20 protein-coding genes are annotated in these 19743 nt (G+C 74.7%); 19 read left to right on the forward strand and 1 reads right to left on the reverse strand.

Annotated elements, in window-relative coordinates:
- Nucleotides 1-44: 44 nt before the first annotated feature.
- Complete coding sequence (locus ACVMYR_RS23910) at nucleotides 45-1553, reverse strand: HtaA domain-containing protein (protein WP_431895701.1); 1509 nt, start codon at nucleotides 1551-1553, stop codon at nucleotides 45-47.
- A gap of 193 nt (nucleotides 1554-1746) precedes the next feature.
- Here ACVMYR_RS23910 and ACVMYR_RS23915 point away from each other — a divergent pair, with 193 nt between their 5' ends.
- The 19 genes from ACVMYR_RS23915 (at nucleotide 1747) to ACVMYR_RS24005 (ending at nucleotide 19736) form a co-directional block, all read left to right on the forward strand.
- A complete protein-coding gene (locus tag ACVMYR_RS23915) occupies nucleotides 1747-2577 on the forward strand; it encodes a hypothetical protein (RefSeq protein WP_457122800.1) in 831 nt (276 codons plus the stop codon).
- Nucleotides 2574-3629, forward strand: coding sequence for a heme/hemin ABC transporter substrate-binding protein (locus tag ACVMYR_RS23920; protein WP_457122801.1), 1056 nt, complete (start codon nucleotides 2574-2576; stop codon nucleotides 3627-3629). The genes ACVMYR_RS23915 and ACVMYR_RS23920 overlap by 4 nt, the downstream gene beginning before the upstream one ends.
- Before the next feature lie 29 nt (nucleotides 3630-3658).
- On the forward strand, nucleotides 3659-4756 hold the full coding sequence (locus ACVMYR_RS23925; RefSeq protein ID WP_457122802.1) for a FecCD family ABC transporter permease: 1098 nt from the start codon (nucleotides 3659-3661) through the stop codon (nucleotides 4754-4756).
- Between the two features lie 53 nt (nucleotides 4757-4809).
- Complete coding sequence (locus tag ACVMYR_RS23930) at nucleotides 4810-5673, forward strand: heme ABC transporter ATP-binding protein (protein ID WP_353901594.1); 864 nt, start codon at nucleotides 4810-4812, stop codon at nucleotides 5671-5673.
- Nucleotides 5674-6354, forward strand: a complete 681-nt coding sequence (locus tag ACVMYR_RS23935; protein WP_457122803.1) for a biliverdin-producing heme oxygenase — start codon at nucleotides 5674-5676, stop codon at nucleotides 6352-6354.
- A complete protein-coding gene (locus tag ACVMYR_RS23940; RefSeq protein ID WP_396788585.1) occupies nucleotides 6351-6770 on the forward strand; it encodes a DUF2470 domain-containing protein in 420 nt (139 codons plus the stop codon). The genes ACVMYR_RS23935 and ACVMYR_RS23940 overlap by 4 nt, the downstream gene beginning before the upstream one ends.
- A gap of 128 nt (nucleotides 6771-6898) precedes the next feature.
- A complete protein-coding gene (locus ACVMYR_RS23945; RefSeq protein ID WP_457122804.1) occupies nucleotides 6899-8911 on the forward strand; it encodes an oxidoreductase in 2013 nt (670 codons plus the stop codon).
- 94 nt (nucleotides 8912-9005) lie between these two features.
- Nucleotides 9006-10082, forward strand: a complete 1077-nt coding sequence (locus tag ACVMYR_RS23950; RefSeq protein ID WP_457122805.1) for a class I SAM-dependent methyltransferase — start codon at nucleotides 9006-9008, stop codon at nucleotides 10080-10082.
- The gene (locus tag ACVMYR_RS23955) at nucleotides 10082-10393 is read left to right on the forward strand and encodes a hypothetical protein (RefSeq protein WP_077939770.1); all 312 of its coding nucleotides are present in this window, start codon (nucleotides 10082-10084) and stop codon (nucleotides 10391-10393) included. Before ACVMYR_RS23950 ends, ACVMYR_RS23955 begins: the two co-directional genes overlap by 1 nt.
- Nucleotides 10393-10776 (forward strand): nuclear transport factor 2 family protein, encoded by a 384-nt coding sequence (locus ACVMYR_RS23960; RefSeq protein ID WP_431895717.1) that lies wholly within the window; start codon nucleotides 10393-10395, stop codon nucleotides 10774-10776. The genes ACVMYR_RS23955 and ACVMYR_RS23960 overlap by 1 nt, the downstream gene beginning before the upstream one ends.
- A gap of 126 nt (nucleotides 10777-10902) precedes the next feature.
- Nucleotides 10903-12015, forward strand: a complete 1113-nt coding sequence (locus ACVMYR_RS23965; RefSeq protein ID WP_077939772.1) for an ABC transporter substrate-binding protein — start codon at nucleotides 10903-10905, stop codon at nucleotides 12013-12015.
- 26 nt (nucleotides 12016-12041) lie between these two features.
- The gene (locus tag ACVMYR_RS23970) at nucleotides 12042-12866 is read left to right on the forward strand and encodes an ABC transporter ATP-binding protein (RefSeq protein WP_176734254.1); all 825 of its coding nucleotides are present in this window, start codon (nucleotides 12042-12044) and stop codon (nucleotides 12864-12866) included.
- Nucleotides 12867-12878: 12 nt separating this feature from the next.
- Nucleotides 12879-13727 carry an ABC transporter permease gene (locus ACVMYR_RS23975; RefSeq protein ID WP_077939773.1) on the forward strand — a complete coding sequence of 283 codons (849 nt, stop codon included), beginning with the start codon at nucleotides 12879-12881 and terminating at the stop codon, nucleotides 13725-13727.
- Complete coding sequence (locus ACVMYR_RS23980; protein WP_363631049.1) at nucleotides 13724-14464, forward strand: SDR family NAD(P)-dependent oxidoreductase; 741 nt, start codon at nucleotides 13724-13726, stop codon at nucleotides 14462-14464. The genes ACVMYR_RS23975 and ACVMYR_RS23980 overlap by 4 nt, the downstream gene beginning before the upstream one ends.
- 17 nt (nucleotides 14465-14481) lie before the next feature.
- Nucleotides 14482-15846, forward strand: coding sequence for a M20/M25/M40 family metallo-hydrolase (locus ACVMYR_RS23985; RefSeq protein WP_077939775.1), 1365 nt, complete (start codon nucleotides 14482-14484; stop codon nucleotides 15844-15846).
- A complete protein-coding gene (locus tag ACVMYR_RS23990; protein WP_043968498.1) occupies nucleotides 15843-16667 on the forward strand; it encodes an alpha/beta fold hydrolase in 825 nt (274 codons plus the stop codon). Before ACVMYR_RS23985 ends, ACVMYR_RS23990 begins: the two co-directional genes overlap by 4 nt.
- Nucleotides 16668-16676: 9 nt before the next feature.
- Complete coding sequence (locus ACVMYR_RS23995) at nucleotides 16677-17657, forward strand: EamA family transporter (protein WP_457122806.1); 981 nt, start codon at nucleotides 16677-16679, stop codon at nucleotides 17655-17657.
- Nucleotides 17658-17703: 46 nt separating this feature from the next.
- Nucleotides 17704-18516, forward strand: a complete 813-nt coding sequence (locus ACVMYR_RS24000) for an IclR family transcriptional regulator (RefSeq protein ID WP_077939778.1) — start codon at nucleotides 17704-17706, stop codon at nucleotides 18514-18516.
- A 5-nt stretch (nucleotides 18517-18521) separates the two neighbouring features.
- On the forward strand, nucleotides 18522-19736 hold the full coding sequence (locus ACVMYR_RS24005; RefSeq protein WP_091281574.1) for a CaiB/BaiF CoA transferase family protein: 1215 nt from the start codon (nucleotides 18522-18524) through the stop codon (nucleotides 19734-19736).
- Nucleotides 19737-19743 lie beyond the last annotated feature (7 nt).

The following is a 19743-nucleotide window of genomic DNA, read 5'->3' on the forward strand; positions in this document are numbered from 1 at the left end:
CGGTGGGACGGGCGCGGGGCCCGTCCCACCGGGTGGTGCCGTGATCAGGAGAGGGTGAGCGTCAGGACCGCGGTGTAGTCGCCCGCCGGGGCGGACGCCGGGATCCCGAGGTTGAGCTGGGCGCCGCAGCCGAAGGTGCCGTTGCTCGCGCCGCTGGCCGAGGTGCACAGCGCGCGCGCCGTGCCCAGGCCGGTCCCGGGCGCGGCGGTCGCGCCCGGGGTGACCACGCCGGGCGTGCCGGCGAGGCCGTCGGTGACGACGGACGCGCTCGGCACCCAGCCGAGGTTGTCCGCGTCGATGCTGCCGCCGCCGGCCGAGGCGAAGTCGGAGACCTGCCCGACCAGGCTCCAGCCGGCGTTGGTGCCGCGCAGGTCGGCCACCGTGGCGGTGTTCAGCGCCCCGCTCGCGACCTGACCGTTGCTGACCGCCGGCAGCGCGACCGTGGAGCCGGCCACGCCGAGGGTCAGCGCGCCGCCGGTGACGGTGGCGGTGATCTGCTGGTCGGCGTCGCCGCCGCCCACCGGGGTGCTGCGGAACGTGACCGGGGTGAAGGTGTCCTGGCTCCGGTCGGCCGACCCGCGGGCGGCGAAGGTGATCACGTAGCACTGCACCTGAGTGCAGTCGACCTGCGCGCCGGTGCGGTCGGTGTAGACCGCGCTGATCGGCAGGGTGGTGCGGAACGTGCCGTCGGCGTTGAGCCGGTCGCGGGCCTCCGTCGGCTCGTTCGTCTTGTTCACCCACTTGGTGACCTGGAGGACACCGGCGTTCGTCCAGTGCTCGTCGACCTTCGGGCCGAAGGAGACGTAGACGCCCGCCGCCCCGTTGGCCTCCGGGTCGAAGCCGCTGCCCTCGACCGTGATCGTCGCCCCGGCCGGGTCGACGCCGGTGGACGGGCTGACGGCGACCGCCGGGCCGGCCGGCTCGCCGCCGCCACCGGTGGAGAAGGTGAACGACAGCGGGTCGAGCGCCGCGCCGGCCGCGTAGAAGCCGTTGAACGCGCTGGCGCCCTCGGCGGTCAGCGTCGCCGCCAGGTCGGTCGCGGTCACCGTTCCGCCGCTGCCGCCCGGGTTGCCCCCGGTGACGGCGATGGTGGCGATGGTGGCCTGGCGGACCGAGACCGGCTCGGCGGCGGTGGTGGCCAGGTCGACGTCCGCCTTCAGGGCGGCGGTGCCGCCGGAGACGGCGACCGTCGGGTTGGCCAGGGTGATGGTGAACATGTGCGCCGGGTACGAGAAGACCACCGTCCCGCCGTACTCGGCGTCGATGGCACCGGTGCCGGCGTCGTACGTGCCGCCCTTCGCGGGGAAGGTGAACGTGCCGTCGCTGTTGATGCTGGCCCCGTTGCTCGCCGCGATCGGCGGGTTGCCGTTGCCGGTGTTGACGTAGCTGCGGAACGACGACTTGAAGCCCCAGGTGAGGCTGCCGGTGCTGATGTCGGCCCCGGCCGCCGAGGCGGGTGCGGCGCCGACGAGTGCGGCCGAGGCGCCGAGGAGGGCGACCGTCGCCCACCGCAGCGACCGCCACCGGCCGGCACCGGTTCTGGATCGGACCATGCTGTTCCTTTCTCACGCCCAATACGGACAGTGGTTGAGGTTAGGCAAGCCTAACTATCGCGGCACAGGGGCGAGGGGGCGAAGATCTTGACCCGAAGAACCCCTTGTGAACTGGGTAAGTGTCGCTTAGGTTAGGCAAACCTTAGTCACGGTCGGTGCGTCAGCCGGCCGGACCCGTCACGTGGGGAGCCTGATGCGAGCACTGCGTCGCGCCGTCCTGACCGCAACACTGATCACCCTCGGTGTCGCCGCCGGTGCGGTGCCGGCCCACGCCGGCACCGGCCGAGGGGCCGGCGGGCAGGCGCTCACCGTCACGCCCAGCAGCGGCGTCGCCCGCGCGGGCGCGAGCGTCACCGTCTCCGGCACCGGCTACGACGTCACCAAGGGCATCTACGTCGCCTACTGCGTGGACAACGGCGCCGGTGCCGCGCCCAGCCCGTGCGGCGGCGGCGCCGACACCACCGGGAGCACCGGCGCCTCGCACTGGATCTCCTCCAACCCACCCTCCTACGGGGAGGGACTGGCCGTGCCGTACGGAGCGGGCGGGTCGTTCCGGGTCACCCTCACCGTCGGCACCCGCATCGGCGACGTGGACTGCACCGTCCGCCGGTGCGTGGTGGCCACCCGCGCCGACCACACCCGCCCCGCCGACCGGTCCCAGGATGTCCGGGTGCCGATCACCTTCGCCGCCGCAGCGACCCCGGCCCGTACCAGCGCCGCGCCGGCCAGCACCGGGACCGCCGGCACGGCCACCACCGGGCCCGCCGCGCGCACCACCGCCCCGCCGGCCGCCACCACGGCCGCCGCCCCGGTCACCGCGCCCGCCGGCAGCGCGGCGCCGGCCGCCACCGGCGCCGACGCGGTCGCCGCCCCGGGCGGCACCGCCGACCCCGCCGCCCAGGTCACCCGGGTCAGCGCCGCCTCCGGCACCGGCGGCTGGTGGCTCGCCGCGCTGGTCCTGCCGCTGCTCGGGCTGACGCTGCTCGCCGGCCTGCGCCGCCGTCGGCGAAAGGCCACCCCGTGACCGGCCGTGCCGTCACCCGCCGTGCCGTCGCGCCCGTCCGGGGCCTTGCGCCGCTGGCCGCCCTGCTGCTGCTCGCCGGCGCCCTGACCGGCTGCACCGCCCCGGCGGCCGGCGGCGAGACCCCCTCCGCCACCTCCTGCGGCCCGGTCACCGCCGCCCTGCCCGACACCGACGTCACCCCGCTCGATCCCGTGCCGACCCCGGCCCTGCCGGTCACCGTCACCTCCGCCGACGGCGTCGCCACCACGGTCACCGACGCGACGCGGATCCTGCCCGTCAACCTCTACGGCTCGATCGCCGAGATCGTGTTCAGCCTCGGCCTCGGCGGCAACGTCGTCGGCCGGGACACCTCGACCACCTTCCCGGCCGCCGCGCGCCTGCCCGTGGTCACCCCCGCCGGGCACGACCTGTCCGCCGAGGCGGTGCTCGCCCTCGCCCCCACCGTGGTCCTCGCCGACGACAGCATCGGCCCACCCGAGACGCTGCGCCAGCTGCGCGCCGCCGGCATCCCCGTCGTCCTCGTCGCCGCCGAGCAGACCCTCGACGCCGTACCCGCGCACGTGCGGGCGATCGCCGCCGCGCTCGGCGTCGGCGAGGCCGGCGAGCGGCTCGTCGCCCGGGTCCAGGGGGAGATCGCCGCCGCCCGCGACGGCGTGCCCGACGATGCGCCGCCCCGCGTCGCCTTCCTCTACCTGCGCGGCACCGCCGGGGTCTACCTGATCGGCGGCCGGGGCGCCGGCTCCGACGCGATGATCGAGGCGGCCGGCGGGGTGGACGCCGGCACCGCGATCGGCCTGGCGAAGTTCCGGCCGCTGACCAGCGAGGGCCTGATCAACGCGGCCCCCGACGTGATCCTGGTGATGAGCGGCGGGCTGGCGTCCGTCGGCGGCGTCGACGGCCTGCTCACGCTCCCCGGGGTGGCGCAGACCCCCGCCGGGGCCGCCCGCCGGATCATCGACATGGACGACGGCGTCCTGCTCACCTTCGGCACCCGCTCCGGCCGGGTCGTGCGGGCCCTGGCCGACGCGCTGCACTGCCAGGGCCGGTCGTGACCGCCACCGACACCCCAGCCGGGACGGACATGACCACCACCGACACCCCACCGGCCACCGTGGACGCCGCGCCGCAGGACGCCCGGCCCGGCGGGACCCGGCGCGCTGCGCTCCTGCTCGCCGGGCTCGCCGCCGGCCTGCTGCTGGTCGCCCTGCTCGCCGCCGGCCGGGGGCAGGTGGCGATCGCCCCGGCGGAGGTGCTCGGCTCGGTGCTGCACCGGCTCGGCCTGGACGTCGGCCCCCGCCCCGCCGCCCCGCACGGCGAGAGCGCGCTGTGGCTCGTCCGTTTCCCCCGGGTGACGCTCGCCGCCGTGGTCGGCGCGGCGCTCGGCTGCTCCGGGGCGGTGATGCAGGGCGTCTTCGGCAACCCGCTGGCCGAACCCGGCGTCATCGGCGTCTCCGCGGGCGCGGCCCTCGGCGCGGCCCTGGCCATCGTCACCGGCGTCACCGTCCTCGGTGGCTGGACGGTGCCGGCCGCCGCGTTCGCCGGCGGGCTCGCCACCACCTGGCTGGTCTACACGCTCGCCCGCTCCGGCGGCCGGACCGAGGTGGTCACCCTCGTGCTCACCGGCGTCGCCGTCAACGCCGTCGCCGGTGCCGCCATCGGGCTGCTGATGTTCGTCGCCGACGAGTCCGGCGTGCAGGCCATCGCGTTCTGGAACCTCGGCAGCCTCGCCCAGGCGAGCTGGTCGGCCGTCGGGCTGGCCGCCCCCTGCCTCGCGGTCGGCCTGGCCGCCACCCTCGCCGACGCCCGCCGGCTCGACCTGCTCGCCCTCGGCGAACGGTCCGCCCGCCACCTCGGCGTCGACGTGGAACGGCTGCGCGTGCGGATGATCGTGGTGACCGCGCTGCTCGGCGCGGCCGCGGTCGCCTTCACCGGCATCATCAGCTTCGTCGGCCTGGTCGTGCCGCACCTGGTGCGGATGGTCGCCGGCCCCGGGCACCGGCTGCTGCTGCCGGCCAGCGCCCTCGGCGGGGCGATCGTGGTCGTCGCCGCCGACCTCGCCGCCCGCACCCTCGTCGACTACCAGGAACTGCCGCTGGGGGTGCTCACCGCGGTCGTCGGCGGGCCCGCGTTCTTCTGGCTGCTGCGGCGCACCAGGGACCGCGCGGGAGGCTGGGCGTGACCGGGCCCGGGAACCCGACCCCCTCCGGCGGCCCAGGACTTTCGCGCGGGCGGGTGCGGTTGCGCGTGCTCGGCCGGCGGTCGGCACCGCAGCCGCCGACCCCGGTGACGCCGGGCAGCACCCGGATCCGGGTCGCCGGGCTGCGGGTCGAACGCGCCGGCCGGCCGGTCCTCGACGGCGTCGACCTCGCCGTCCGCGCCGGTGAGGTGCACGCCCTGGTCGGGCCCAACGGCGCCGGCAAGTCCACCCTGCTGGCCGCCGCCAGTGGCGACCTGCCGGCCGCGGCCGGGACCGTCGAGGTCGACGGCCGCCCCCTCGGTGGGTGGTCGGCCGTGGAACTGGCGATGCGCCGGGCGGTGCTGACCCAGCGGCACACCCTGAGCTTCCCGTTCGCCGTCGTCGACGTCGTCCGGATGGGGCGCGCGCCCTGGACCGGGCGGCCCGAACAGGCGCACGACGACGCGATCGTCGCCGAGAGCATGCGGCGCTGCGACGTGATCCGGTTCGCCGCCCGGCCGTTCCCCACCCTCTCCGGCGGCGAGCAGGCCCGCGCGGCGCTGGCCCGGGCGCTGGCGCAGCGGGCCGGGGTGCTGCTGCTCGACGAGCCGACCGCCGCCCTCGACCTGCACCACCAGGAGCTGGTCATGCGGATCGCCCGCGACCGCGCCGAGGCCGGGGACGCCGTCGTGGTGGTGCTGCACGACCTCGCCCTGGCCGGGGCGTACGCCGACCGGATGACGCTGCTCGCCGACGGGCGGGTACGGGCCACCGGGGCGCCGGCCGCCGTCCTGACCGCACCCCTGCTCAGCGAGGTCTACCGGCACGACATCGAGGTCGTGCCGCACCCGCGTACCCGCCTGCCGCTGGTCGTGCCCCGCCGGGGCCCGGCCCACCGCACCGCCGTTCCGGAGGAATAGATGAGCACGCCACCCATCCCGTTCTCGGCCCGGCTGCGGGCCGCCAGCCAGGGGGCCCACGCCGCCGCCGAGAGTCAGCGCTACGTCACGGCGCTGGTCGCCGGCGACGTGGACCTCGCCGGCTACGTCGACCTCGTGGTGCAGCACCACGCCCTGTACCAGGCGTTGGAGTCGGCCGCCGAGGCGATGCGCGACGACCCGCTCGCCGGGCCGTTCGTCGACGACGCGTTGACCCGGCTGCCCGCGCTGGAGGCGGACCTGACGCACCTGGTCGGGCCGGACTGGGCGCGGCGGAGTGCAGTGCATCCCGCGACGCTGGCCTACGCCGATCGGATCCGCGCCGTCGCCACCACGTCCCCGGAGCGCTTCGTCGCCCACCACTACACCCGCTACCTCGGCGACCTCTCCGGCGGCCGGCACATCGGCCGGGCCGTCGCCCGGCGGTACGGGCTGAGCGGGCAGGCGGGGGCCGGCTTCTACGCGTTCGACCGGATCACCCGGCCGAAGGCGTACAAGGACGCCTACCGGGCGCGGCTGGACGCCCTGCCGCTCGACCCGGCGGCCGAGGCGGCCCTGCTGGAGGAGGTGCTGCTGGCGTACCGGCACAACACGGCGGTCTTCGCCGCGCTGGCCCGGCACGTGCCCGACGCCGACCCCGGGGCGACGGAGGCCGTGGCGTGACCGGCCGGCCGCACCGACCCGCGCCCGACGACGCCGGGCACCCGTCCGACGCGGACCCCGGCAAACCGCTCGACGCGGACGCCGGGCAGCCGTTCGACGCCGACACCGTGCACGCGGTCTGCCGGCACATGAACGCCGACCACGCCGACGACTCGCTGCTGATCTGCCGCACCCTCGGCGGCTGCCCGGACGCCACCCGGGCGCGGGCGACCGGGCTGGACGCCGACGGCATGGACTTCGCCGTCGCCGTCGCCGGCATCGAGGTGCCGGTGCGGATCCCGTTCGCCCGCCGGATCAGCGAGCGGGCCGAGATCCGCCAGGAGGTGGTCCGGATGTACGAGCAGGCGTGCGACGCGCTCGGCGTTCCGCCCCGTTCGGCTGAGAGAAACAGCAGGTCAAGGCCCGGTCTCAAGTGAAGTTACTGACTGGTAAGTCATTGACGGGAGATGAACGACAGCCCTAGCGTTCCTCTTGTTCGAACGGCGTACGGTTCACCCGAACGGTCTGCGGTCGGGGGCGGTAGGTCCAGACAGGAGGCCCGCGCATGGTCGACGAGAAGCTGCGGCAGCTCCTCTCGCCGGTCCGCATCGCCTCGCTGACCCTGCGCAACCGGGTCTTCGTCCCGGGCCACACCACCAACTTCGGCCTGCACAACGAGCCCACGGCCCGACTCGCCGCCTACCACGCCGAGCGGGCCCGTGGCGGCGTCGGGCTGATCATCACCGAGGCGATCCGGGTGCACCCCACCAGCGCCGGACGCAGCATCAGCCTCGGCGCCTTCACCGACGCGTGCGTCCCGGCGTACCAGCGGGTCACCGACGCCGTGCACGAGCACGGCGCGCGGATCTTCGCCCAGATCATGCACGCCGGCCGGCAGGCCAACGGCGACGCCACCCGCACCGCCGCCTGGTCCTCCTCCCCGGTGGCGTGGGCCGCCGGGGCGCACGTGCCGCACGCCATGGGCCGGCGTGACCTCGCCACCGTCGTCGACGCGTTCGCCGCAGCCGCCCGCCGGATGCGGCGGGCCGGCTTCGACGGGCTGGAGGTCCACGCCGGACACGGGCACCTGCTCCAGCAGTTCCTCTCCCCGCACACCAACCGCCGCGACGACGACTACGGCGGCAGCCTGGCCAACCGGATGCGGCTCACCCGGGAGGTGCTCGACGCCGTCCACGCCGCCACCGACCTGCCGGTCGGGCTGCGGATCAGCGCCGACGAGTTCCTCCCCGGTGGGCTCGACCCCGACGCGATGGTGGAAATCGTCGCCCGGCTGCGCGCCGACCACCCGCTGGCCTACGTCCACGTCAGCCACTCCGCCTACCACGGCAGCTGGTCGCTGGCCACCCAGATGGCCGACATGAGCTTCGGGCACGCGCCCTTCCGCCACCACGCCGCCCGGTTCTCCCGGGAGTTCCCCGACCTGCCGGTGCTGGCGGTCTGCCGGCTCGACAGCCTGCCCGAGGCGGCCGAACTGATCGTGGCGGGGGAGGCCGACCTGGTCGGCCTGGCCCGCCCGCACATCGCCGACCCGCACCTGGTCCGCAAGGCCGCCGAGGGCCGGCAGCACGAGACCCGCTCCTGCCTGGCCTGCAACCAGGGCTGCATCGCCCGCGTCGAGGCCAGCCTGCCGATCACCTGCGTGGTCAACCCCGAGGTCGGCGTCGAACGGGAGTGGGCCTCGGCCCGGCGTCGGCCCGTGCCAGCCCGTCGGGTGCTGGTGGTCGGCGGCGGCCCGGCCGGCCTGGCCGCCGCCACCGCCGCCCGCCGCGCCGGGCACCGGGTCACCCTCGCCGAGGCGGCCGACGACCTCGGCGGCCAGGTCCGCGTCGCGGCCCGGGTGCCCGGCCGGGAACGGCTCGGCCTGCTCACCCGCGACCTCGCCGCCGAGGCCCGCGCCGTCGGCGTCGAGATCCTCCTCGGCCACCGGGTCACCGCCGCCGGGGTACGCGCCGGCGGCTACGACGACGTGGTGGTGGCCACCGGCTCCCGCCCCGCCCGCCGCGCCCTGCCCGGCGGGCCACCCGTGCTCGACCTGTGGCAGGCGGTCGACCTGCTCGCCGCACCCGGTGCCGGCACCGGCGCGTACGTCGTCCTCGACGACGACGGCACCTGGGCGGCGTCCTCCGTCGCCGAGGCGCTGGCCCGGCGGGGCGCCCGGGTGCACCTCGTCTCCCCGACGGCGAGCCTCGCCGCCCGGATCACCACCTACTCCCGACTGGCGCTGCTGCGGCGCTTCACCGAGCTCGGTGTCGTCGTCCATCCACTGCGGACACCCCGCGTGGTGGCCGGCGACACGATCGCCCTGACCGGCCCACTGGCCGGCGCCGACGTTCCCGTCGCCGGCGTCACCGCCGTCGTCGACGCCGCAGCGCCGGCCGCCGACGACACCCTGTTCCGCCACCTGGACGCGGCACCCGACGGACCCCGGATCCACCTCGTCGGTGACGCCAACGCACCCCGCACCACGCTGGAGGCGGTCTACGAGGGCCGGTTCGCCGGCGCGTTCCTCGGCCGCCACGACAGCCCCGACGCCGCCGCGGTGGCCCTCGCCTACTGACCACGTCGGTGGCGGACCCCCGCCGGCACCGACCCGAGCATCCCCTCACCGAGCCGCCCGCCTCACCGGGCCGGCGCGACGCAAGGAGATCCGCATGCTGGACATCGAGGATCGACTCACCCTGGACGAACGCTCCGCCGTGGACTTCGTCCTCGGCCTGCGCAAGCGCTGGGCGGACACCGTCTACCCCGCCCTGACGCGGGAGTACGCCGCCACCGGCGAACCGGCGGACACCATCGCCGACGCCGGCGCGACCCTGCGCGACCTGCCGCTCTACCCGTGGTTCAGCCACCTGGAACGGGTGCAGCAGAAGATGCTGTGGAAGACCGCCGGGGAGGCCGTCCTGGGCCGCCGCGACGAGCTGGCCGCCCAGCTCGCCGAGGTGCCGGCGCAGCCGCTCGGCGCGCTCACCCTCGACCCCGACGTGGACCTGCCCGCCTGGTACACCGACTACGACATCCACATCCAGCCGGGCGGCTTCTTCTCCGACGACATGTCCGCCTACGTCTACGAGTTCGGCGCGCGCATCGTCATGCTGCGCGACAACGACGGCTACAAGTTCCACCGGCTGTTCACCGAGACCGCGCTGCCGGACCTGCCGGGGGCCACCCGGGTCGTCGACATCGGCTGCGGGTTCGGCAAGAGCACCCGCCCGCTGGTCGGCCGCTACCCGTCGGCGCAGGTCATCGGCGTCGACCTGGCCGCGCCCGGGCTGCGCCTGGCACACGCCGAGGCCGAGGCGCAGGGGCTGGCCATCGACTACCGGCAGGCCGACGGGCGGGCCACCGGCCTCGACGACGCCTCCTGCGACGTGGTCACCGGCACGATGGTCCTGCACGAGATGCCCGCCGAGGCGATCCGGGAGACGATCATCGAGGCGGCCCGCCTGCTCAAGCCCGGGGGCGCGCTGCGCTTCCTGGAGTTCCAGCTCACCGGCGACCCGCTGCGCGACGCCACCGTCTACGAGCACGCCGAGCGCAACAACGAGCCGTTCTTCCACGCGCTGTTCGGCTCCGACCTGCTCGCCGTCTGCGCCGAGGCCGGCCTGGTCGACGCGAGCTGGACCCCGTTCGACGAGCGCCGCGACGGCGTACGCCCCGATGGCTGGGGCGACCGGGTCGAGTGGCACTTCCCCTGGGCCGTGCTGGCCGCGACGAAGCCGGAGGCGTGATGAGCACCGAGTTCGACTACTTCGGCGACCCCCGCCTCGGCAAGCTGCTCGACCTGGTGCTGCAGCTCTCCACCGAGCTGCACGTCGACCGGCAGCGGCTGCGGGCGCTGGAGCAACTGCTCGTCCGCCGCGACGTGCTCGGCCCCGGCGACCTCGACGGCTTCACCGCCGACGCCGACGGGCAGGCCGTGCTCGACCGGGAACGCGACCTGCTGCTGACCCGGCTGATGCGCATCCTCACCGAGCAGGGCCCGGCCGAGCACCCGCTGCGCGACCAGTGGGAAGCGGCCCTGAGCGGCAAGAGCGGCTGATGGACGCCGCCGGGCTGGTCGACCACTACCTGCAGCTCTGCGAGGACCGCGACCTCGACCGCGCCGGGCGGCTGCTCGCCCCGGGGGCGCTGATCGTCTTCCCCGGCGGGCGTCGCTTCGCCTCCCTGCCCGAGCTGGCGTCGGCGTCGAGGGGCACCTACCGGTGGGTGCGCAAGCACCGCGACCGGTACCTGGTCGGCGCCGCCGCCGACGGCGTCTCGGTGACCTCCCTCGGCCGCCTGTACGGGCAGTGGCCCGACGGCGAGCCGTTCGACGGGATCCGCTACGCCGACGTGTTCGTCCTGCGCGACGGGCTGATCGTCGAGCAGCACGTCTACAACGACCTCGCCATCGCCGTGGCGTCGCGGGACCCGTCCCGCTGACCCTCCCCGGGCCGCCCGGCCCACCGGCCGCACCACGGCCGGCATCACCGAACCGTCCCACCCGCCGCGTGGATCCCGCGCGGCCGATCTTCCCTACCCAAAGAACCCTGAGGACGAGGTGTCGATATGAAGCAGAAGTGGGGTGTGCTGCCGGCGGTGTTGGTCGCCGCGCTGGCCCTGGCCGGATGTGGGGGCTCCGGCGACGACGCGGCGGCCGAGGAGGGGGCGCCGGCGAAGCTGACCTTCGCCATCGCCTCCGCGGTCATCGGTCCCAAGGAGGAGGTGGCCGTCTACGCGGTGGCCAAGGAGCTCGGCTACTTCGCGGAGGAGAAGCTCACCGTCGAGACGATCAACACCGACGGCTCCGTCGCCGCCCTGCAGGCCGTCGCCTCGGGCAGCGCCGACCTGACCGCCGCCGACAGCGGTTCCATCCTCGGCGCGGTCGAGAAGAACGTGCCGGTCAAGGCCATCGGCGGCCTGGTGCAGAACTGGCCGTGGGTGATGGCGGTGAAGCCGGACAGCACGCTCACCGGCGGCGCCGACCTCAAGGGCAAGAAGATCGGCGTGATCAGCCTGGCCTCCGGCTCCGCGCCGTACGCCCGGGCCTTCGTCGCCGCCGCCGGCCTCGACCCGGCCAAGGACGTGGAGCTGCTGCCGGTCGGCGTCGGCGCGCCGGCCGCCGCCGCGCTCAACGACGGCAAGGTCGACATGCTGGCCCTCTACACGCAGGCGTACGCGGTGATCGAGAACTCCGGGATCACGCTGAAGTACCTCGACAACCCCGACGCCTTCGACGGCATCCGGTCGCTGAGCTTCGCCGTCGGCGCCCGCAAGCTCGACGACAACAAGGACGTCTACACCCGGTTCCTGCGGGCGGCGTACAAGGCGATGCTCTTCTCCGCGAAGAACCCGGAGGCCGCCATGCGGATCGGCTACCAGGTGTTCCCGCAGATCCTCGCCGGCAAGCAGGCCGCCGACCAGTTGCCGGCCGACACCCGCAGCCTCACCGCCTGGCTGAAGACCGCCACCCCGGCGTCGGGCACGCCCGACCAGTTCGGCGACTGGGGCGCGATCAGCGACCAGGAGTGGACCAAGACCCAGGCGTACACCAAGGAGGCCGGCCAGATCACCGGGGACGTGCAGCTCGGCGACGTGTGGGAGCCGGGCCTGCTCGCCGGGGCCAACGACTTCGACAAGGCCGCGGTGCTCGACAAGGCCGCCAACTACCCCGCCAAGTAGCGGCAGCGGACGCGGAAGGGAATTCGATGGCCATCAAGGCGATGGGTCGCCGGACGCAGCAGCCGGCAACGGTGTCGGAGGACTCCTGGATCGAGGTCGCCGGGCTGGACAAGCAGTACCGGCCGCGCCGGTCGGCACCGACCCAGGCCCTGCACGACATCAACCTGACCGTACGCCGCGGCGAGTTCATCTCGGTCGTTGGCCCGTCGGGTTGCGGCAAGACCACCCTGCTCAAGATCCTCGCCGGGTTGAGCCCGAAGACGGCCGGCACGGTGCGGATCGCCGGCACCGAGGTGGTCCGCCCCCTCCGCGAGGTCGGGATGGTGTTCCAGGCCCCCACGCTGCTGCCCTGGCGCACCATCTTCGACAACGTCATGGTGCCGGCGGAGATCCAGAAGCTGGATCCCGCCCGGCACCGGGCCCGCGCCCAGGAACTGCTGGACATGGTGGGCCTGACCGGCTTCGAGCGGAAGTACCCGCACGAGCTCAGCGGCGGCATGCAGCAGCGCGCCGGCATCTGCCGGGCGCTGGTGCACGACCCCGCCGTCCTGCTGATGGACGAGCCGTTCGGCGCGCTCGACGCGATGACCCGCGAGTACATGAACGTCGAGCTGCTGCGCATCTGGCGGGAGAGCGGACAGACCGCGGTGCTGGTCACCCACTCCATCCCGGAGGCGGTCTTCCTCTCCGACCGGGTGGTGGTGCTCAGCCCTCGCCCCGGCCGGATCGCCGAGATCCTCACCATCGACCTGGACCGGCCCCGCGACCTGGGCGTCATGTCCTCCGACCGGGCCGGCGTCTACGTCGACCGCATCCGCCGCCACTTCAACGCCGCCGGCGTCATCGACTGAGGAGGTGCCGCCATGACAGACACCGAGGTAGTGGACACCACCGCCCCGGCCCCCGGGCCGACGGCCACCCGGCGACGCCGGGTCGACCTGCGCGAACGCCCCCAGCTCTGGCTCGTCCCCACGGTCTTCGTCGTGGTCGTGCTCGCCTGGGAGTACGGCACCCGGCTGCTGGACGTCGACGAGTACGTGCTGCCCCGCCCCTCCCAGATCGTCGAGGCGCTGCACCGGCAGCTCACCGACGAGCAGTTCTGGGGCCACTTCTGGGTCACCACCCAGGAGGCGCTGCTCGGGTTCGCCATCGGCGTCGGCGCGGCCGTGCTGCTGGGCACCTTCATCTCCCAGATCAAGGTGGTCGAGGCCACCCTGATGCCGTACATCGTGGCGTTCCAGACCGTGCCGAAGGTCGCCCTCGCGCCGCTGTTCGTGCTCTGGTTCGGCTTCGGGCTCACCAGCAAGGTGGTCATGGCCGCCGTCATCTCGTTCTTCCCGATGCTGGTCAACGTCATCGAGGGGCTGCGGGCCGCCGACGCCGACCGGATCCAGATGCTCACCGTCTTCGGGGCCAGCCGGGCGCAGATCTTCCGGATGGTGCGGCTGCCCAGCGCGCTGCCGTTCATCTTCGCCGGCCTGGACATCGGCATCGTCTTCGCCATCCTCGGCGCGGTCGTCGGCGAGTTCATCGGCGCGAAGGAGGGCCTGGGCTACCTGCTGCTGCAGACCAACTACAACTTCGACATCGCCGGCATGTTCGCCGTGCTGGTGGTGCTGTCGGTGATGGGGCTGGTCGCGCACTTCGTCATCCGGCTGTTGCAGCGTCGGCTCGCCTTCTGGGCCGAGGACACCAAGGTGATCGGCGCATGAGCGGCACCGGCGACGTCAACCGCTTCGACGGCCGGGTCGCCCTGGTCACCGGCGCGGCGCGGGGCATCGGCGCGCGGATCGCCGCCACCCTCGCGGCCCGGGGCGCGGTCGTCGCCCACGCCGATCTGGCCGACGTCGACGATCCCGGCGGGCCGCACAGCCGCCACCGGGTCGACATCCGCTCGGCGCGCTCCTGCGCGGGCCTGGTCGCCGGGGTCCTCGACCGGCACGGCCGGCTCGACCTGCTGGTCAACAACGCCGGCGTGGTCCGCCGGGGGCCGGCGGCCACGATGACCGAGGAGGACTTCACCACGGTCCTGGACGTCAACCTCACCGGCACGTTCCGGATGTGCCAGGCGGCGTACCCGGCGCTGCGCGCCGCCCGGGGCGCCGTGGTGAACCTCGGCTCCACCAACGGGCACATCGCCGTGCTGAACACCGTCGGCTACTGCGTCAGCAAGGCCGGCGTGCTGCACCTGACCCGGGTGCTGGCCCTGGAGTGGGCGCGCGACGCCATCCGGGTCAACGCGGTCGGCCCGACCATCGTCCCCACCGACATGACCACCGACGTGCGCGGCGACGCCGCGTACCTCGCCGAGAAGCTGGCCACCATCCCGCTCGGACGGATGGCGCACGCCGACGACGTCGCCAACGCCGTCGCCTACCTGCTCAGCGACGCCGCCGCGATGGTCACCGGCCAGACCGTCTTCGTCGACGGCGGCGTCACGATCCACTGAGCCCCGCGGAGGAACCCATGCCCCACCCGGACACCGCCGCCGCGCTCGCCGCGGTGGACACCCACTTCGACGAGTTCGTCGCCGAACTCCAGCAGCTCTGCCGCATCCGCAGCCGCCGGCAGGAGCCCGACCAGATGGCGGCCACCGCCCGGTTCATCGCCGACTCCGTGCACCGCTGGGGCGGCCAGGCCGAGATCATCGAGTGGGAGCAGTCCCACCCGTACGTGCTGGCCGAGATCCCCGGCGCGGGGCAGCGCCGGCTGCTGCACTTCACCCACTACGACGTCGAGGTCGAACCGGCCGGCGACGACGCCGACTGGATCAGCCCGCCGTACGCGGCCGAGATCCACGACGGCCGCCTCTACGCCCGGGGCGTCGCCGACGACAAGGGCGCGCTGATGTCGCGCATCCACGCGGTGGCCGCCTGGCGGCTGGCGGGCCTGACCCCGCCGGTGACCAGCCGGTTCATCTTCGAGGGCAAGCAGTGGCTGCACAGCCCCGGCCTCGGCTCGTTCTGCGCGGCGTACGCCGACCGGCTGGCCAGCGACGCGGCGCTGTGGGAGAACTCGTGGCGCGACGGGCAGGACCGGCCGCTGCTCAAGCTCGCCGAGAAGGGCGTGCTCTACCTGCGGCTCACCGTCCGTACCCTGCCCCGCGACCTGACCAGCCAGAACACCGCGCTGCTGCCGGCTGCGACGGCCCGGCTCGCCGCCGCCCTGGCGCAGTTGCAGCGCCCCGACGGCACGGTCACCGTGCCCGGCTTCGCCGACGACGTCCGCCCGCTCACCGACGCCGAGCGTGACCTGCTCGCCGAGGTGGAGTTCGACGGCGACTTCCTGCGCGAGCGGGCCGGCGTGCGCGGCTTCACCGGCGGTCTCGACGACCGGCAGGCCGCCGTGGCGATCCGCACCGTGCCGACGCTGACCGTCGCCGGCATCGCCGGCGGCGACATGCGCGACGACGTCACCCTCGGCATCCCCGCCACCGCCGCCGCGAAGGTCGAGATCCGGCTGGTGCCCGGCCAGGACCCGCAGCGGGTGCTCGCCGCCGTCCGCGACCACCTCGCCGCCACCGGCTTCGGCGACGTCGACATCGAGGTGATGGCGACGAGCCGGCCGAACATGACCGACCACCGCGACCCGTTCGTCGCCCTGGTCGCCGACGCCGCCCGCCGCGCGTACGGCACCGAACCCGTGATCGAGCCGTACACCCAGTGGATCGGCAACCAGGGGGCCCTCGCCGCCCGGCCCATCGTCGGCGTCGGCGTGTCCCGCGCCGACTCCGGGGTGGACGGGCCCAACGAGAACATCCGCCTCGACGACTACCGCGACGGCATCAGGCACGTCATCGAGGTCATGGCCGCCCTGGCGGTGACCGAGTGACCCGGGTGCGGGGCCACGCCGCGCGCGGCTACGTCGACCTGCCCTGGGGCCAGGTCCACTACCGCCACGCCGGGACGCCGGGACACCCGACTCTGCTCGTCGTGCACCAGTCGCCGCTGTCGTCGGCGACCTACGACGTAGCGCTGGCCCCGCTGGCCCGGCGCGGGCTGCGCGTCGTCGCCGTGGACACCCCCGGCTTCGGGATGTCCGACGCCCCGCCGCAGCCGTGGACGATCCCGCAGTACGCCGCCGCGCTCTGGCAGACCGCCGACGCCCTCGGCCTGGACCGGGTGCACCTGCTCGGCCAGCACACCGGCGCGGTGATCGCCGCGGAGGCGGCCCTGCGGGCCCCGCACCGGGTCCGCCGGCTCATCCTGCAGGGGCTGCCGCTCTACGACGACGCCGAACGCGCCCAGAAGAAGGCGACGTACGCCCCCGGCTACACGCCGGAGCGCGACGGGTCGCACCTGCGGGTGATCTGGGACCGCGTCTGGGGGCTCTACCCCCGGCTCAGCCCCGACGAGGCGGACCGGCAGGTCGCCGAATACCTGCTGACCGGGCCGGACTACGCCACCGCGTACCGGGCCGTCTTCGACCATCGGCTGGACACGGCCGCCCTGGCGGCGGTGCCGACCGTGCTGCTGCACGGCGCCGACGACCTGGTCGACCGGATGACGCCGCAGGTGCGGGCCGCTCTGCCGCACGCCCCGCTGGTCACCATCCCCGGCGGCACCGACTTCGTGGCGGACGAGCAGCCCGAGGCGTTCGCCGACGCCGTGGCCGCCCAGTGCGACCTCGACGCCCCGGCGGTGACCCCGTGACCCGGTCCCATGTCCGGCGCTGAACCCGCCGCCGCGGCGGCGCCACCGGCGGTGGGCCCACCACCGGTGGAACCGGCCGCGCTCGCCGCCGGGCTGGGCGCGGTCTACCTGCTGTGGGGCTCCACCTACCTGGGCAACCGGGTGGCCCTGGAGAGCCTGCCGCCGATGGTCTCCACCGCCGGCCGGTTCCTCGCCGCCGGGGCCCTGGTGCTCGCGGTGGTCGCGGCTCGCAACGGAGCGGACCGGCTGCGCCTGCCCCGCGACCGGTGGCCCGGCGTGCTGGCCGGCGGCCTCCTCATGGTCGGGGCGGGCAGTGCCCTGCTCGCCGTCGGCCAGCAGTACGTGTCGTCCGGCCTGGCCTCCCTGCTCGTCGCCGCGATGCCGCTGTGGGTGCTGGCGATCCGCCTCGGCGGCGGGCAGCGCCCCCGGCCGGCGGCCGTCGTGGGGGTCCTCGGCGGACTCGCCGGGCTGGCCCTGCTGGTGCTCGCCGGTGACCAGCGCCTGCACCTGGCCGGGATCGCCACCATCGTGGCGTCCACCATGGTCTGGGCGGCCGGCTCGACGCTGACCCAACGGCTGCCCGCCCCGGCCGACCACCTGGTCGGCACCGGCTGGCAGATGCTCGCCGGCGGCGCGGCCGTGGCGGTGGCCGCCCTGCCCGCCGGCGAGTGGCATCGCCTGCGCCTGGCCGAGGTCACCGGCCGCTCCTGGGTCGCCTGGACCTACCTGATGCTGGTCTGCACCGTCGTCGGGTTCAGCGTCTACACCTGGCTGCTGCGCCGCGCGCCCCTGCAACTCGTGGCCACGTACGCCTACGTGAACCCGGTGATCGCGGTGCTGCTGGGCATGGTGGTGCTCGACGAGCGGCTCACCGGCCGGCAGGTGCTCGCCGGTGCCGTCGTACTCGCCTCGGTGGCGCTCGTCGTCGCCGTGGAACGGCAGCGGCAGTTGCGAGGATTGCCGCCGGGCACCCCCGCGACACCACCGTGACCGGCGGTGACCCTTCCGCCCGCGTCCGCCCACAGTGAGGACAGACATGACCACCACCCCCCTCGCCGCACCCGATGACCGGCGGGTCCGCTCCGGCCTCGGCCGGGCCCTCGACGTCATCAACATCATCGCCACCCGGGCACCGGAGACCCTCGGGGTGTCCACCATCGCCCGCGAGCTGGGGCTGCCGAAGGCGGTCGCGTACCGGATCCTGAAGGAGCTGGCCGCCGACGAGTTCCTCGACTTCGACGAGGACACCAAGCGCTACCGGCTCGGCGCCGGGGCGCTCGCGGTGGGCCTGGCCGCCCTGCGCGCGCTGGACGTCCCGGAGATCGCCCGCCGGTACCTGGTCCGGCTGGTCCGTCGCACCGGCGAGACCGCCACCCTGTCGGTGCGGCAGGGCTCGATCCGGGTCTACATCGACCAGGTGCTCTCCCCGCACGAGGTCCGCATGTCGGTGTCCCTGGGCACCAGCCACCCGCTGCACTCCGGCTCGTCGTCCAAGGCCATCCTCGCGGCGCTGCCCGCCGTGGAGCTCGACGAGTACCTGGCCCAGCCGCTGGAGCGGGTCACCCCCTCGACCATCACCGACCCGGCCGTGCTGCGCGACGAACTGGCCCACATCCGCCGGCAGGGCTACGCGGTGAGCATCGGGGAGCGGCAGAACGGCGCGGGCAGCGTCGCCGCCGCCATCCGGTACGGCACCGGCCAGGTCTTCGGCTCCATCTCCCTGTGCGGGCCGCAGGACCGGTTCACCCGGCAGGTCTGCGCCGACCACGGGGCGCTGGTGGCCGCCGCAGCCGCCGACATCTCCGCCGAGCTGGGCTACCACCCGCCGGCCGACCGGGCAGAGGGGTGACCGCCGTGACCACACCGACCACGCCCGCCGACGGCCCGCTCGCCGGGCTGCGCGTGCTGGACGCCTCCACGATCCTCGCCGGGCCGCTGTGCTGCCAGATCCTCGGCGACTTCGGCGCCGACGTCGTGAAGATCGAGCACCCGACCGCCGGGGACAGCATGCGCGGGCACGGCAAGGCCAAGGACGGCCACCCGCTGTGGTGGAAGGAGATCTCCCGCAACAAGCGCACCATCGGGCTGAGCCTGTCCGCCCCGGAGGGCGCGGCGCTGCTGCTGCGCCTGGCCGCCCGGGCCGACGTGCTGGTGGAGAACTTCCGCCCCGGCACCCTGGAGCGCTGGGGGATCGGCCCGGCGCAACTGCACGCGGTCAACCCCGGCCTGGTCATCGCCCGGATCACCGGCTTCGGCCAGACCGGCCCGTACGCCTCCCGCGCCGGCTTCGGCACCCTCGCCGAGGCGATGAGCGGCTTCGCCCACCTCACCGGCGCCGCCGACGGCCCGCCCACCCTGCCCGCGTTCGGCCTGGCCGACAGCATCTGCGGCATCGCCGCCTCCTCGGCGGTGCTGATGGCGCTGCGCCACCGCGACCGCACCGGCGAGGGTCAGGTCGTCGACCTGAGCCTGCTGGAGCCGATCATGACGGCGGTCGGTCCCGGCCCGACCGTCTACGACCAGCTCGGCGTCGTCGAGCAGCGCAACGGCAACCGGTCGGTCAACAACGCGCCCCGCAACACCTACCGCACCAGCGACGGGGCGTGGGTCGCCGTCTCCACCAGCGCCCAGGCCATCGCCGAACGGGTGCTGCGCCTGGTGGGCCACCCCGAGGTCATCGACGAGCCCTGGTTCCGCACCGGCGCCGGCCGCGCCGGGCACGCCGACGAACTCGACGGGTACGTCGGCGGGTGGATCGCCCAGCGCACCCGCGACGAGGTCAGCCGCGCGTTCACCGAGGCCGGGGCGGCCGTCGCCCCCGTCTACAGCGCCCGCGACATCGCCGAGGACCCGCACGTGCGGGCCACGGAGATGCTCACCACCGTCGACGACGCCGACCTCGGGCCGGTGCGGATGCACAACGTGATGTGGCGGATGTCCGCGACCCCCGGACGGATCCGCTTCACCGGGCGCGCCCTCGGGGCCGACACCGAATCCCTGCTGATCGACGAACTCGGCTGCGACCCGGCCGAGATCGCCGATCTCCGAGCCCGCCACATCGTCGCCTGACGGCGTG

It is taken from the genome of Micromonospora sp. PTRAS2, assembly GCF_054052245.1.